This window comes from Micromonospora sp. NPDC047527 (assembly GCF_040643015.1).
In the GTDB taxonomy this organism is placed as follows: Bacteria; Actinomycetota; Actinomycetes; order Mycobacteriales; family Micromonosporaceae; genus Micromonospora.
Genome location: NZ_JBEYTK010000006.1, coordinates 50,082 through 63,925 on the forward strand (window position 1 = coordinate 50,082; position 13,844 = coordinate 63,925).

Below are 13,844 nucleotides of genomic sequence, written 5' to 3' on the forward strand. Positions count from 1 at the left end.
TAAGGAGAAGAAGCGCACGCCACATGACCAGGTAACCCTACGTGGTGGAGCGGGAGGCGCAAAGGTAGGTCCGGACTATGGGACCGACGTCATGCTCTCCTCCGGGGCCGCGGCACCCAGCCTCGGAGTCCGTCCGGCCCAGGCCACCACGGGCACGATCGCCAGCCCGACCAGGACGAAGATCGCCGCCGTCGGGTACCACCCCCAGCCGCCGGTGGTCACCCCGAGCGCGGTCAGCCCCGCCGGGGCGATCAGGTACTGCACCTGCTCGCCGAGCCGCAGCGCCCCCACGTACGCGCCGCGCTGGTCGTCCGGCGGAAGGGTGGCGGTGAGCCCCCAGGCACCCGCCGACTGGATCAACTCGGCCAGGATCAGCAGCGTCGCGGCGGCCACCAACACCGCGATGGTGAGCCCACCCCGGGTGACCCCGGAGATCGGCAGGACCAGGCAGAACAGGGCGACCAGCAGGCCGCCCCGGCGCGAGGCCCGGGCCGCGCCCGACGCGGTGTCGGCACCCCGGCTGACGCGTACCTGGAGCAGCACGATCAGGACCGTGTTGAGCAGCACCAGGGCGGCGATCACCGTCTTCGGGGCGTCGGTGTGGGTGAGGATCCACAGCGGCAGCACCGTCAGGTAGAGCACCCCGTGCGCGGTGAGCAGCCCGGACAGCAGGGACACCGCCATGAACGGGCGGTCCCGGAGCACGGTGAGCCGACTCATCGGCTCCACGGGCCGGGCCACGTGGGGCAGCCGGGGCAGTCGCCGTACGAAGAGAGCCGTCACCAGGATCACCGTCGCGATGAACCAGACCATCCCCCGGTACGCCTCGATCGTGTCCACCGCCAGCACCACGCCGCTGATCACCGCGCCGAGCCCGAAGCCGACGTTCAGCGACGAACGCTGGTACGCCATCGCGGTGACCCGTTCGGCCGGGGGGAGCGCGTTGATCGAGTAGACCTGGCGGGCCACGCCGGTGGCGGCGTCCACCGTGGCGAGCGCCACCACCACGGCGAGGAACCCGGCGAAGCCGCCGACGAACGGGTAGGTCGCGAACAGCGCCGCGTCCAGCACCAGCCCGACGATCCAGACCCGCTGCGGGCCGTACCGGTCGGTGAGCCCGCCCAGCGGCACCGTACCCAGCAGCGACACCCCCGCCGCGATGGACAGCCCCAGCCCGACCTGTGCGGCGCTGAGCCCGAGCGCCCGGGTGAAGAAGACGGCGCTGCCGGCGTGGAACAGGCCGCTGCCGATGGCGTAGACCATGGCCTGCATGGCCAGGGCGCGGGTCAGCCCGGCCGGCGGTACGACGTTTCGGACGACGGTGCGGATGGTTTCTCTGGCCCCCATGGCCGGTGAGTGAACCGTGCCCCCATGGCCCCGGTCGAACCTTTTAGGCTGGACCGAATCGTGCGGGGGTGCGTGTGTCCGAGTTGCGGTTCAGCCTGGCCGACGTGGCGGGGGTGCGGCTCGCCGTGTCGCCGGCCAACGAGACGGTCATGAGCATGTTTGCGCTGGCCAATCCGACCCGCTACGCCGTGCACCTGCCCTGGATCGACCGGGCCCGCGTGACCCTGCGTCGGCCCGAGGTGGCCGACCGGGTCCGACCGCTGGTGGAGCTGACCCGGCCGCGTTGCTGGCTGCCCGACTTCCTCACCCCGGCGGCCCGGCCGAACCTGGAGATGGTCGAGCAGCTCGACCAGATCGCGGCGACGCCGCCGGACGTGGTTGTCCGGGACCTGTGGGCGACCACCACGAGTCGACCGTTGAGCCCGTTCGGGCAGGCGCTGCTCGCCGATCCCCGCGGCCTGCTGCCGCAGCTCGTCGACGCGATGCGGGTCTGGTACGACGAGGCGATCGCCCCGGACTGGCCACGGATGCGCGCGCTGCTCGACGCCGACGTGGCGTACCGCGCCGCCCAACTCGCCGAGGGCGGTGCCGAGCGGCTGTTCGAGCAACTCCACCCGAGCCTGCGCTGGCTCGGTGACCGGGTCGTCACCGACGACCCGTTCGAGCGGGACTTCGACCTCCGCGGTCGCGGGCTGGCGCTGAACCCGGGCGTGTTCACCGACCGGCGGGTGCTGTGGAACCTGCTGGAGGAATCGCTGCCCGTCGGGGTGTACCCGGTCCGGGCGGTCGGAACGCTCTGGGAGGCGACCCCGAGGCCGCCCGGTGACTCGCTGGCGCGGGTGGTCGGCCCCGGCCGGGCCGCGCTGCTGCACCTGCTCGACGCGGCGTCCACCACCACCGACCTGGCCCGACTCACCGGGATGTCCGCCGGGAACGTCTCCCAGCACCTGGCCGCGCTGCACGCCGCCGGCCTGGCCTCCCGGTCTCGACAGGGTCGGCACGTCCTCTATCGCAACACCGATGCCGCGAGGATTCTGCTCCGTGCCAGCCGTGGCGGGTGACCTGATCGGGCGATCAGCACAGCAGCAGGTCGGCGACCGGGCGGCGGTGACGCAGGTCGGTTTCCCGGGCGCGTAGGTCGGCCGGGAGAGCGAACGGGTCCCCGAGTCGGCCGATGGCGGCGACCACCAGCGGGCGGACGCCGCCGGGCAGGTTGAGCTCGGTGGCGAGGCCGGCCTGATCGAAGCGGGTGAGCTGGCGCACGTGCAGGCCGAGCGCGGTGGCCTGCAAGGTCAGGTGGGCGATCGCCTGACCGAGGTCGTACGCGGCCCGCTCGGTGTCGCCGCCGGTGTGCGCGCCGACCACCAGGGTCGCGGCGTGCCTGGCCCAGCCCTGGTCGCTGTCCGGGAGGCTGCTCATGATCCGCTTCCAGTTCTCGTCGTCCCGGTGGCCGAGGGCGAACCGCCAGGGCTGCCCGTTCTCCTCCGACGGCGCCCAGCGCGCGGCCTCGAGCAGCGAGGCCGCTTCGTCCGGGGTCAGTGCGGCGCTCGGGTCGAAGGCGCGAGGGCTCCAGCGGAAGGCGAGCAGCGGGGTGAGGTCAACCATGGTGAGAATCGTCCTGTACGGGTGATTCGTGACTCAGGGCAGCCTCGCCAAATGTGGCCAAACGCACCCGTAACGGGATGAAGATCAGGGCGTTCCCGCGCCCGGGCTGTCCGACGGGTCAGGGGTTGGGGGTGCCGCGGTGTCGAGGGGTTCCGCATCCACCACCGGCCCGGCCAACTGCACGGTCGCCGGTGCGGGGGCGGGCGGGGCAGCCAGCCGCAGCGTCCCGGCAGCGGTCCGGACACCGGTCGGCGTGCCGTCGGGGTCGTAGCAGTAGATGCCGACGTCCAGCGGGGCGTTGAGTGAGGCCGAGGTGGACTCCACCGAGTAGCAGGCGCCGGTCAGTCCCTTGGGTGTGGCGGCCAGGGCGACCGCGAGCGGCGCGCGTCGGTCGGTCAACACGTCCAGCCAGTCGGTGAGCGCATGCTGGATCCGAGGGTCGAGCCGGCGCGGGAGTGTGTCGTCGCGCTCACCGAGGCGTACGCAACGCGCCGGCTCCGGTCGAGCGCTGGACGGAAGGGCGCACTGGAACAGCCCGTCGGCCGTGGCGGCCAGCGAGATGTCTGCGGTGCCGCCGAGCGCCCCACCCGGCACGTCGACCCGCCAACTGCCGTCGTTCGCGCTGGTGAAGACGATGCTGCGGTCGGGTTGACCGGGTTGGCTGAACACGTACTGCGCCACGAGATGGCGATCCTGCGCGGCGGCGGCCAGGGCGGCCAACTCGTCGCGGGCGGCGTCCACCCTGACCGGCCCGGGATCGGCCGGGGGTGGGGGTGCGGGCTGCTCAGTGGTGCAGGAGAGCAGGGCAGTCGGCAGGGCGAACACGAGCGACCCGAGCACGCGGCCGGCCGAGCGGTTGAGGACGGGCACCGGCTCATTCTGGTGGGTGCGGCCGGCTCGCGGGGAGCAGCGCGCGACCGGGCCGCCCCGGCGTGTCGGGCGCGACTTTTTGGGCGTACCCGACGGGCTTGCGGACCTGGCCACCCACGCTGACTGACGGGTCACGCGGGCCGGATGGTGGGATCACACGACCCGGCGTCGTGGCCCGCCGGATACCCTCATGGGGTCTGACATGCGCCGCCGGCCCCGGTTCCGGCGGCGTCGGCACGCTCAGGGACTCCGGGAGGGAGTGCACCGTCGTGGCACTCGTGGTGCAGAAGTACGGCGGGTCCTCCGTCGCGAACGCGGAGCGGATCAAGCGGGTGGCCGAGCGCATCGTCGCCGCCCGCAAGGCCGGCGACGACGTCGTGGTGGTGGTCTCCGCGATGGGGGACACCACCGACGAGTTGCTCGACCTGGCCAACCAGGTCAGCCCGTTGCCGCCGGGCCGCGAGCTGGACATGCTGCTCACCGCCGGGGAGCGGATCTCGATGGCCCTGCTGGCCATGGCGATCCACAACCTGGGGTACGAAGCCCGCTCGTTCACCGGCTCGCAGGCCGGCGTGATCACCACCTCGGTGCACGGCCGCGCACGGATCATCGACGTCACCCCGGGGCGCCTCAAGGGCGCGCTCGACGAGGGGTCGGTGGTGATCGTGGCCGGTTTCCAGGGCGTCTCGCAGGACACCAAGGATGTCACCACGCTGGGCCGGGGCGGTTCGGACACCACGGCCGTGGCGCTCGCCGCCGCCCTGCACGCCGACGTGTGCGAGATCTACACCGACGTCGACGGCATCTTCACGGCCGACCCGCGGATCGTGCCCAACGCGCGGCACATCCAGCAGATCACCTACGAGGAGATGCTGGAACTGGCCGCGTGCGGCGCCAAGGTGCTGCACCTTCGTAGCGTGGAGTACGCCCGCCGGGCGGGGTTGCCGATCCACGTCCGTTCGTCATACTCGACCAACACCGGCACGATGGTCACCGGATCGATGGAGGACCTTTCCGTGGAGCAGGCACTGATCACCGGGGTCGCGCACGACCGCAGCGAGGCCAAGATCACGATCGTCGGCGTGCCCGACGAGCCGGGCGCCGCCGCGCGGATCTTCGACACCGTCGCCGGTGCCGAGATCAACCTCGACATGATCGTGCAGAACGTCTCCACCGAGGGCACCGGCCGGACGGACATCTCGTTCACCCTGCCCAAGGCCGACGGCCCGACCGCGATGACCGCGCTCAGCAAGATCCAGGAGTCGGTCAAGTTCAAGGGCCTGCTCTACGACGACCACGTCGGCAAGGTCTCGCTGATCGGCGCGGGTATGCGCTCGCACCCCGGCGTGGCCGCCGGCTTCTTCGCCGCGCTCGGCGCGGCCGGGGTCAACATCGAGATGATCTCCACCTCCGAGATCCGGGTCTCCGTCGTCTGCCGGGACACCGACCTCGACGCCGCGGTGCGCGCCATCCACGACGCGTTCGAGTTGGGCGGCGACAGCGAAGCCGTGGTCTATGCGGGGACGGGTAGGTAGCGCCGATGACGGCGCTGCCCACCCTCGCCGTGGTCGGAGCGACAGGTGCCGTCGGCACCGTGATGTGTGAGCTGCTCACCGGGCGTCGCAACGTCTGGGGTGAGATCCGGCTCATCGCCTCCGAACGTTCGGTGGGCAAGCGGGTGCGCTGCCGGGGCGAGGAGATGGTCGTCCAGGCTCTGACACCAGAGGCCTTCGACGGGGTCGACGTGGCGATGTTCGACGTGCCCGACGAGGTCTCCGCCGAGTGGGCGCCCATCGCCGTCGCCCGCGGCGCGATCGCGGTGGACAACTCGGGCGCCTTCCGGATGGAGCGGGACGTCCCGCTGGTGGTTCCGGAGATCAACCCCGAGCAGGTCCGCGATCGGCCCCGGGGCATCATCGCCAACGCCAACTGCACCACCCTCGCGATGATCGTCGCGGTCGCGCCGCTGCACCGCGAGTACGGCCTGCGGGAGTTGGTGCTCGCCTCCTACCAGGCGGTTTCCGGGTCCGGCAAGGCCGGCGTGGACATCCTGCACGACCAACTCGCCAAGGTCGCCGGGGATCGCGCGCTCGGCTCGCGCACGGGTGACGTCCGCCAGGCCGTCGGCGACGACCTCGGCCCGTTCCCGGCCCCGCTGGCGCTCAACGTGGTGCCCTGGGCCGGCTCACCCGCCGACGACGGCTGGTCGTCGGAGGAGATGAAGATCCGCAACGAGTCGCGGAAGATCCTCGGCCTGCCCGACCTCAAGGTCAGCGCCACCTGCGTCCGGGTGCCGGTGGTGACCGCCCACTCGGTGGCCGTGCACGCCGTCTTCGCCACCGAGGTGGACGCCGAGGGCGCCCGCGAGGCGCTGCGCAACGCCCCCGGCGTGATCCTGGTCGACGACCCGGCCTCCGGGGAGTTCCCGATGCCGATCGACGCGGTCGGCACCGACCCGTCCTGGGTCGGCCGGATCCGCCGCGCCCTGGACGACCCGCGCGCCCTCGACTTCTTCGTGACCGGCGACAACCTCCGCAAGGGCGCCGCCCTCAACACAGCCCAGATCGCCGAACTCCTAGCCAAAGAGCTAAAAACCCCGTAACCCCGCTGCCTCTCTTCACCCGCGATCTTGCAGTTTCTGCCCCGACATTATGGGGTGAATGCGGCAAAGAGGCGACCGAAAGTGCAAGATCGCGGGGGTGGGGTGGGGTGGGGTGGCGGGGATTAGGCCGCTGCTAGGTGGACTCCGTCTCGGCCTTGGCGTTTCACCGCGTAGAGGGCCTGGTCGGCTCTCCGGAGGGTGCGATCGGGGGACTCGCCGGGGCGGGGTAGCGCGACGCCCACGCTGATCGTGCGTCCGGTGCGACGGGCCGCCTCGGCCAGCCGTTCGGCGATCCGGACCGCCTCCTCCGGGCGGTTCACCTCGATCACCGCGACGAACTCGTCACCGCCGATCCGGTACAGCTCGTCCCCGTGCCGCAGCGCTCCCTCCAGCGCCCGGGCCAGCCCGACCAGCACCTGGTCGCCGGCCTGGTGGCCGTACGTGTCGTTAATCGTCTTGAAGCCGTCCACGTCGATCGCCAGCAGCGCCGTACGCCCCGGGGTGGCCGCCGCTATCCGCTGCCCGAACGGGCCGGTGTGCCCCAGCCCTGTCAGCGGGTCCGAGCTGGCCTGCTCCCGCAGCCGGGCCAGTGTGCGCAGTCGGTCCAGGCTGGTCCACACCTGCCCGGCGAGCAACTCCATCAGGCTGACCGTGGTCGGGTCCGGACGCAGTGCCCGCTCGTCGGCGACGAGGAGCGCCCCGCCCGCGTCCGACGGCCCGACCGGAACGGCGATCAGCGAGCGCACCCCGGCCCGGGTCAGCGGCCGGTAGTCCTCCGTCGGCGGGTGCCCCACCTCGCCCAGCGTGTACCCGGCCCCGTACCGGTGCGCTCGGTCCACCATCCGACCGAGCGCCTCCGGCCCCGCCACGGCCAACTCGGCACGGATGCGGATCTCCAGGTCCCCCGGGGCCAGCGGCGACGGCCCGAGCCGGGCACCACCCGGCCCGCCGATCAGCAACACCGCCGTGGAGAGGGTGGAGACCTCCCGGGCGGCGCAGGTCGCCGCGCTCATCACGTCCCCCTCGGTCGCGGCGGACGAGAGCGCGGCGGCGTGCCGGAGAAGCTTCTCGCTGCGGCTCTCCGCCGGAGGGCCGCCGAGCGCGGCGATCCGAGCGCCGAGCCGAGCCGCCACCCGCTGAGCGGTGTCCCGCCACGGCTCCAGGTCGACCGGCCCGCTCCACTGCACGTCAAGGACGCCGATCGCCCGGCCTGCCGGGTCCAGCACCGGCACGCACAGCTCTGCGGTCACGTCGGGGCGTACCGGCAGGTAGTCGGGGTCGACTGTGACATCCGGGACCACGGCCGCGGTGCCGGTGGCGAACACCCGGCCGACGATCCCGGTGCGTGCCGGCACCGTGGCGAAGACCTGCCAGGCGCCGGTCGCTGCCACGCAGCGCAGCCGGTCATGGACATCGAGAAGCACGGAGATGGTTGCCGAGGTGTGCTGGGACAGGGCGCTTACCGTCCACCGACAGGCCTCCGGCACGCTCGACGCCATCGTCAGGCGGGCGGTGACGTCACGGATGACTCGCTGATGATCCACTCGCACGTCGTTCCAGGTAGGGGAGGGGTCGGCCGGGTGCCGAGCCGCGCGATCAAGCGTACTCACGGCTGACCGGGCACCGATTTGCTTCGTACACATGTGCCATCCACAGGCTGTGGACGCAGCCTGTGGGTTCAGGCGGCGGCCGGCACTAGCGTGGGGACCCCCGGCGCCGAGGAGGCCAGCCCATGCCCGGTGACCCGCGTCCGACCGCCGCCGTGACCCGCGGCTCCGTCGGGGTCGCCGCCGAGGAACAACTCGTCTGGTACGTCGCGTACGGCTCGAACATGCACGCCGCCCGGCTGGCCTGGTACATCGGTGGCGGCTGCCCGCCCGGCGGCCGGCGGACGTACCCGGGCTGCCGGAACCCCCGCCCTCCGAGCCGGTCGATGCCGGTGTCGCTGCCCGGCGGGATCTACTTCGCTGGCGAGTCCGGTGCCTGGACCGGTGGGATGGCGTTCTACGACCCGCACCTGCCCGGGCTGGCCGCGGCTCGGGCCTACCTGGTCACCATCGAGCAGTTCACCGACATCGCCGCCCAGGAGATGTACCGCCCAGCGGGCGACAGCGCCGGCCTGCTCCCGACGACCGTCGAGGCGATCGACACCGCCGTCGCCGACGGACGCGCCACGCTCGGCCCCGGACGCTACGAGACGCTGGTCTGCCCGGGCCGCCGCGCCGGAGTCCCGATGCTCACCTTCACCGCTCCCGAGCCGGCATCCGCCGTCCGGTGCCGGCCACCCGCGCCGCTCTACCTCGGCATGATCGCCCGAGGGCTGCGCGAGTCGCACGGCTGGCCGGCCGAGCGGATCGCCGGCTACCTCGCGCAGCGTCCCGGTGTCGCGGACGGCTGGTCACCCGATGCTGTCACTGCCCTGGTCATCGATGCGCTCGCCGTCGACTGACCGCGCCGAACACACGGCTCGACCGGTCGGCGTTCGGATGAGAGGCTGTCCGAGGGCGGCGACCCCCAACCGCCGCCATCCACGATCGACACTTCCGACGGCGTCGGTCGGCGGCCCGGTCGACCCACAGTCCGGACGCCGCACACGCCGATTCTCACGAGGAGTCTCATGTCCATACCCGGGATGCGTCGGGCCGCTGTCGGCCTGACCGCGCTCGCGGTGGCAGCGCTCGGCGCCGTCGCCACCACCCCCGAGCAGGCGGATGCCCGACCGAAGCCGGTCGACGTCACCCTGCTGGCCCTCAACGACTTCCACGGCAACCTCGAACCGCCGAGCGGGTCCAGCGGCACCATCGCCGGGCAGACCGCTGGCGGCGTCGAATACCTCGCGACCCACCTGGCCGAGCTGCGTGCCGCCGCCAAGAAGAAGAACACCATCACCGTCGCCGCCGGTGACCTGATCGGTGCGTCCCCGCTGCTCTCCGCCGCGTTCCACGACGAGCCGACCATCGAGGCGCTGAGCATGGCCGGGCTGGACTACGCCAGCGTCGGCAACCACGAGTTCGACGAGGGCGCCGCCGAGCTGCTGCGGATCCAGAACGGCGGCTGCCACCCGGTGGACGGCTGCGGCGACGGCACCCCGTACCGGGGCGCCGGCTTCAAGTACCTGTCCGCCAACGCCTTCAAGACCGCCACCGGCAAGCCGCTGATGGCGCCGTACGCGATCCACAAGGTGCAGGGCGTCAAGGTCGGCTTCATCGGGATGACCCTGGAGGGCACCCCGGAGATCGTGAGCCAGCAGGGCGTCGCCGGCCTCACCTTCACCGACGAGGCCGACACCGCCAACCGGTACGCCCGCGAGCTGCGGCGCAAGGGCGTGGAAGCGATCGTCGTGCTGCTGCACGAGGGCGGCACCCAGGCCGCCACCGGTGGCATCAACGACTGCGTCGGCATGACCGGGCCCATCGTGGACATCGCCAACCGGATGGACCCGTCGATCGACGTGGTGGTCAGTGGCCACACCCACCAGGCGTACAACTGCGACATCAACGGCAAGCTGGTCACCAGTGCCAGCTCGTTCGGTCGCCTGGTCACCAACATCGACCTGAAGATCGATCGTCACTCCGGTGACATCATCTCCGCGGCCGCCGAGAACGTGGTGGTCAGCCGGGACGTCGCCAAGGACCCGAAGCAGACCGCGCTGATCAACCGCTACAAGACGGTGCTCGGCCCGGTCGCCGGCCGCCAGGTCGGCGAGACCACCCAGGCCATCACCCGGAGCCAGGAAACCCTCTTCGGTACGGCCATGGGCGAGTCCCCGCTGGGCAACCTGATCGCCGACGCGCAACTCGCCGCCACCGACGACGAACAGAATGCCGTCGCCGCCTTCATGAACCCGGGCGGCGTCCGGGCCGACCTCGACGCCGGCCCGGTCACCTACGAGGAGGCGTTCACGGTGCAGCCGTTCGCCAACAACCTGGTGACACTGGACCTGACCGGAGCACAGCTCTACTGCGTCCTGGAGCAGCAGTTCGTCACCGGCCGGACGCTGTACCCGTCGTCGACCGTCGGCTACGTGGTCGACCCGGCCGGCACCACCGGCACCGCCACCGACCCGTGCGCCGGCACCCGCGTCGTCCGGGGCAGCCTCACCCTCGGCGGCACCGCCGTCGACACCGCCGCCACCTACCGGGTGACGGTGAACAACTTCCTCGCCGGCGGCGGCGACGGGTTCAGCGCCCTCACCGGCGGCACGAACCTGGTCACCGGCCAGATCGACCTGGACGCGTTCGTGGCGTACCTGACCGCGCAGTCGCCGGTCTCCGCCCCGACGCTGGACCGTATCCGCACCACCGCCGAGGTCCCCGCCGCCTGACGGCCGACCCCGCGACGACCGGGCCCCGGAGCATCCGCTCCGGGGCCTTGCCGTTGCGCGGGCCTTGCCGTTGCGCGGGCCTTGCCGTTGCGCGGGCCTTGCCGCCTGTCGCGGGCCTTGCCGTTGCGTAGGCCTTGCGGCGTGCGCGGGTCTTGCCGCCTGTCCCGCGCAAGATCGTGCTCGAACATGGAAGTAGTGGCCTCCGGCGGGGAGGAAGGCCACTACAACCAGGATCGAGCACGATCTTGCGAGCGTCGAGGCGTCGAGGCGTCGAGGCGATGCGGTGTGGGGCGGGGCGGTGCGATGCGTCGCGGGGGGTGCGCGGCGGGGCTGGGTTGCGCAGCGTCAGGCGGAGGCCAGGGCTGGGTCGGGGGTGGTCGGGGTCGTCGTTGCGCGGCCGTCCTGATCGGCGGTGAGCAACCGGCGCAGGGAGAGCGCGATGACCGAGGCGACCAGGCAGCCGCCGACCACCACCGCCACCCAGACCATGCCGTTCGCCAGTTCGATGAGTGGGCCGGCGGTCACCGGGCCGATCACCCCACTGATGCCGAAGATCATCGAGCTCATGGCGTTGTACCGGCCGCGTAGCTCGTCGGTGGCCAGCGCGTTGGTCAGCGCCGGCATCACCGGCGACAGCATCGTCTCGCCGAAGCCGAAGATCGCCGAGCAGGCCACCACGCACAGGGCTGCCACCAGGGCATTGCCGGTGCTGACCACGCCGGCGACGCCGAGGACCAACCAGGCGGTGGCGAACACCGCGCCCACCAGGGCAAGTGCGCCGGTACGGCTGCGCCCCTCGATCCGGCGGATCACCAGGAGTTGGGCGAGCACGATCATCACGGTGTTGGCCGCGAGCGCCCAGGCCACCACCCGCGGGCTCACCTCGGCGACCCGTACGGCGAATGCGGCGAAGCCCACCTCGACCTGGGCGTACCCGCAGGTGGTCAGGACCAGGCCGAAGATCACGAGCCGGCGGAACGGGCGGTCGCGGAGCACGGTGAGGTAGCCGCCGCCCGACGACGGCCCCTCGCCGGTCGAACGGTGGACGAGTCGGTGGCCAACGCCCGGCAGGGTCAACAGGATCACTGCCGGCATCAGGTAGCTCACCGCGTCCAGCAGGTAGAGCGTCTGGAAGGTGACCGGTCGCGCCGTGTCGACGATCGCGCCGGAGGTCATGCCGCCGATGCCGATGCCGAGGTTGAGCAGGGCGAAGTTCAACCCGAAGACGCGTTGCCGCTCGTCGTCTTCGGTCAGCGAGGCGAGGATCGTGTTCTGCCCGGACCAGATCGCCGAGCTGCCGACGGCGATCACCGTCATCACCAGCAGGGCCGAGCCGGTCGAGTGGACCAGCGCGAGCGAGCCGGTGCCGACCGCCTCGATCAGCAGGCAGGGAATCACCACCCGGCGGGCGCCGAACCGGTCGATCAGCGTTCCGCCCAGCGGAGACAGGGCCAGGGTGACGACGCCGTACCAGCCGATCACCAGACCGGCGCGGGTGTCGGTGAGTCCGCGTACGTCGGTCAGGTAGATGAACAGGAACGGCAGGGTCATGCCCCGCCCGATCGCCGACAGCAGAGTGCCGATGAGGAGTCGGCGGGCTTCCGGACGGCGGGGCAGGGAGCGGCGCAGCATGTCCGGCATTCTGTGCGCTGGGTACGACGGAGTGCGAACCGTTTAACCGGCCTGCGTGGCCGAGCCCCCAGCGCCGGCACTGTCGTGCACAGGTCAGCGTCCTCCGTGGCCGGGGCGCGCGGCGGCTGTCGGTGTGCTCTGCCATGCTGGCCCGGTGAGCGTGACCTGGCGGCATCTGCCCGCATCGGCCCGTGAGATCGCCAACGCGGCCGGGGAGGCCGTCGCAGCCGTGCAGCAGCGCGACCCCACGGCGTACGAGGCGGCGGTTGCGCGGCTCACCGGCGCCGACCGGTCCGGCCTGGTGCTCGGCGTCGCGGTCCGGTTGCTGCTGGAGGAGACCCACCCGGACGGGCTGGACGGTGACGACGTCCGCCAGGTGCTGGAACGCTGCGTTCGTTCGGCCGCCGAATGGTGTTCCGACGTCGACCCGCATGTGGTGCTGGTGCTTCTCGCCGGGGCGCTCGGCGTGTACGACCCGGGCGACGACGACCATCCGCCCAGCCCGGCGGCGGTTGCCCGACACGCTCCGCTGCTCATCGCCGACCTGGTGTCGGCTGCGGGTCGGCCGCTCGACGACCATCTGGCTGCCGCGTTCGCCGAGATCGAGCGTACCGAACGGCACGACTGACCGGCCCGTGCCCCACAATGGCTCGGCGCATAGGGAACACTGGCCGGCATGGCTGACCTGGGCGATGCGAAAACCGCGTTACACGACTACCTCCAGGGGACTCGCGAAGACCTGATCTGGAAGCTTGACGGGCTGAGCGAACGCGAAGCCAGACTGCCCCGCACCGCGACCGGCAACAATCTGCTGGGCGTGATCAAGCACTGCCTCAATGTCGAAGCCGGGTACTTCGGGCCCACCTTCGGGCGCGAATTCCCCACGCCCGAGGAACTGGTTCCCGAGCAGGCGTTCGACGAGGACCCGCAGGCAGACTGGTACGCGCGGGAGGACGAGACGAAGGACGGGCTGATCGACCTGTATCGCCGTGTCGGGGCGTTCGCGGATCAGACGATCCGAGAGCTACCGCTCGACGCGCCGGGGCAGGTGACGTGGTGGCGGCCAGGTGCGCAGGCCGTGACGCTGCACAGGATCATCATGCACGTGACGTGCGATCTCGCCCGTCACGCCGGTCACGCCGACATCATGCGCGAGCAGCACGACACGGTGATCGGCCTGCGGCGGGAGAACACCAACATCCCCGACGGCTATGACTGGACGGCGTACGTCGCCAGGCTGACGAAGCTCGCCGACCGGTTCGAATAACCCTCTGAGCCCGAGGTGTTGGTCACTCGAGAGGCACACGAGGGCGCATCCATGAATCGGGTGTGCCCTCGTACCTCTGGTCGGGGTGGCCGGATTCGATCTGTTGGCTGAGCTGCGGAAAGGTCCACAAGCGCCACGGTCGTCCGGCGGTGTGTATCGGTCGTCAGCCGGTTAGCCACTGAGCCCGGGCCCTGCTT

12 protein-coding genes are annotated in these 13,844 nt (G+C 71.6%); 7 read left to right on the top strand and 5 right to left on the bottom strand.

Going from position 1 to position 13,844, the window contains the following annotated elements:
• Positions 1–75: 75 nt before the first annotated feature.
• Positions 76–1,347, bottom strand: a complete 1,272-nt coding sequence (locus tag ABZ808_RS22405; protein ID WP_357009696.1) for an MFS transporter — start codon at positions 1,345–1,347, stop codon at positions 76–78.
• 68 nt (positions 1,348–1,415) lie between these two features.
• On the opposite strand from ABZ808_RS22405, the gene ABZ808_RS22410 reads away from it, so the two are divergent.
• Positions 1,416–2,408 carry an ArsR family transcriptional regulator gene (locus ABZ808_RS22410; protein WP_357009699.1) on the top strand — a complete coding sequence of 331 codons (993 nt, stop codon included), beginning with the start codon at positions 1,416–1,418 and terminating at the stop codon, positions 2,406–2,408.
• Between the two features lie 13 nt (positions 2,409–2,421).
• On the opposite strand, the gene ABZ808_RS22415 is transcribed toward ABZ808_RS22410, so the two are convergent.
• Positions 2,422–2,952, bottom strand: coding sequence for a nitroreductase family protein (locus tag ABZ808_RS22415; protein WP_357009702.1), 531 nt, complete (start codon positions 2,950–2,952; stop codon positions 2,422–2,424).
• A gap of 84 nt (positions 2,953–3,036) precedes the next feature.
• A complete protein-coding gene (locus tag ABZ808_RS22420) occupies positions 3,037–3,822 on the bottom strand; it encodes a hypothetical protein (protein WP_357009704.1) in 786 nt (261 codons plus the stop codon).
• A 269-nt stretch (positions 3,823–4,091) separates the two neighbouring features.
• Between ABZ808_RS22420 and ABZ808_RS22425 the strand changes: the two genes are divergently transcribed.
• Together ABZ808_RS22425 and ABZ808_RS22430 are read left to right on the top strand one after the other, a co-directional pair.
• Positions 4,092–5,357: an aspartate kinase gene (locus ABZ808_RS22425; RefSeq protein ID WP_357009707.1), complete on the top strand. Its 1,266-nt coding sequence runs from the start codon at positions 4,092–4,094 to the stop codon at positions 5,355–5,357.
• 5 nt (positions 5,358–5,362) lie between these two features.
• Positions 5,363–6,424, top strand: coding sequence for an aspartate-semialdehyde dehydrogenase (locus ABZ808_RS22430; RefSeq protein WP_357009710.1), 1,062 nt, complete (start codon positions 5,363–5,365; stop codon positions 6,422–6,424).
• Positions 6,425–6,546: 122 nt separating this feature from the next.
• On the opposite strand, the gene ABZ808_RS22435 is transcribed toward ABZ808_RS22430, so the two are convergent.
• Entirely contained in the window at positions 6,547–7,968 is a 1,422-nt protein-coding gene (locus tag ABZ808_RS22435) for a diguanylate cyclase (RefSeq protein ID WP_357009713.1), read from the bottom strand.
• Positions 7,969–8,156: 188 nt separating this feature from the next.
• Between ABZ808_RS22435 and ABZ808_RS22440 the strand changes: the two genes are divergently transcribed.
• Entirely contained in the window at positions 8,157–8,873 is a 717-nt protein-coding gene (locus tag ABZ808_RS22440; RefSeq protein ID WP_357009716.1) for a histone deacetylase, read from the top strand.
• Between the two features lie 168 nt (positions 8,874–9,041).
• Entirely contained in the window at positions 9,042–10,748 is a 1,707-nt protein-coding gene (locus ABZ808_RS22445) for a bifunctional metallophosphatase/5'-nucleotidase (RefSeq protein ID WP_357009719.1), read from the top strand.
• 345 nt (positions 10,749–11,093) lie between these two features.
• Here ABZ808_RS22445 and ABZ808_RS22450 read toward each other — a convergent pair whose 3' ends face one another.
• Positions 11,094–12,380, bottom strand: coding sequence for an MFS transporter (locus tag ABZ808_RS22450; protein ID WP_357009721.1), 1,287 nt, complete (start codon positions 12,378–12,380; stop codon positions 11,094–11,096).
• A 154-nt stretch (positions 12,381–12,534) separates the two neighbouring features.
• Between ABZ808_RS22450 and ABZ808_RS22455 the strand changes: the two genes are divergently transcribed.
• Both ABZ808_RS22455 and ABZ808_RS22460 read left to right on the top strand, forming a co-directional pair.
• Positions 12,535–13,008 carry a hypothetical protein gene (locus ABZ808_RS22455; protein ID WP_357009724.1) on the top strand — a complete coding sequence of 158 codons (474 nt, stop codon included), beginning with the start codon at positions 12,535–12,537 and terminating at the stop codon, positions 13,006–13,008.
• 48 nt (positions 13,009–13,056) lie between these two features.
• On the top strand, positions 13,057–13,647 hold the full coding sequence (locus ABZ808_RS22460) for a DinB family protein (protein WP_357009728.1): 591 nt from the start codon (positions 13,057–13,059) through the stop codon (positions 13,645–13,647).
• Positions 13,648–13,844 lie beyond the last annotated feature (197 nt).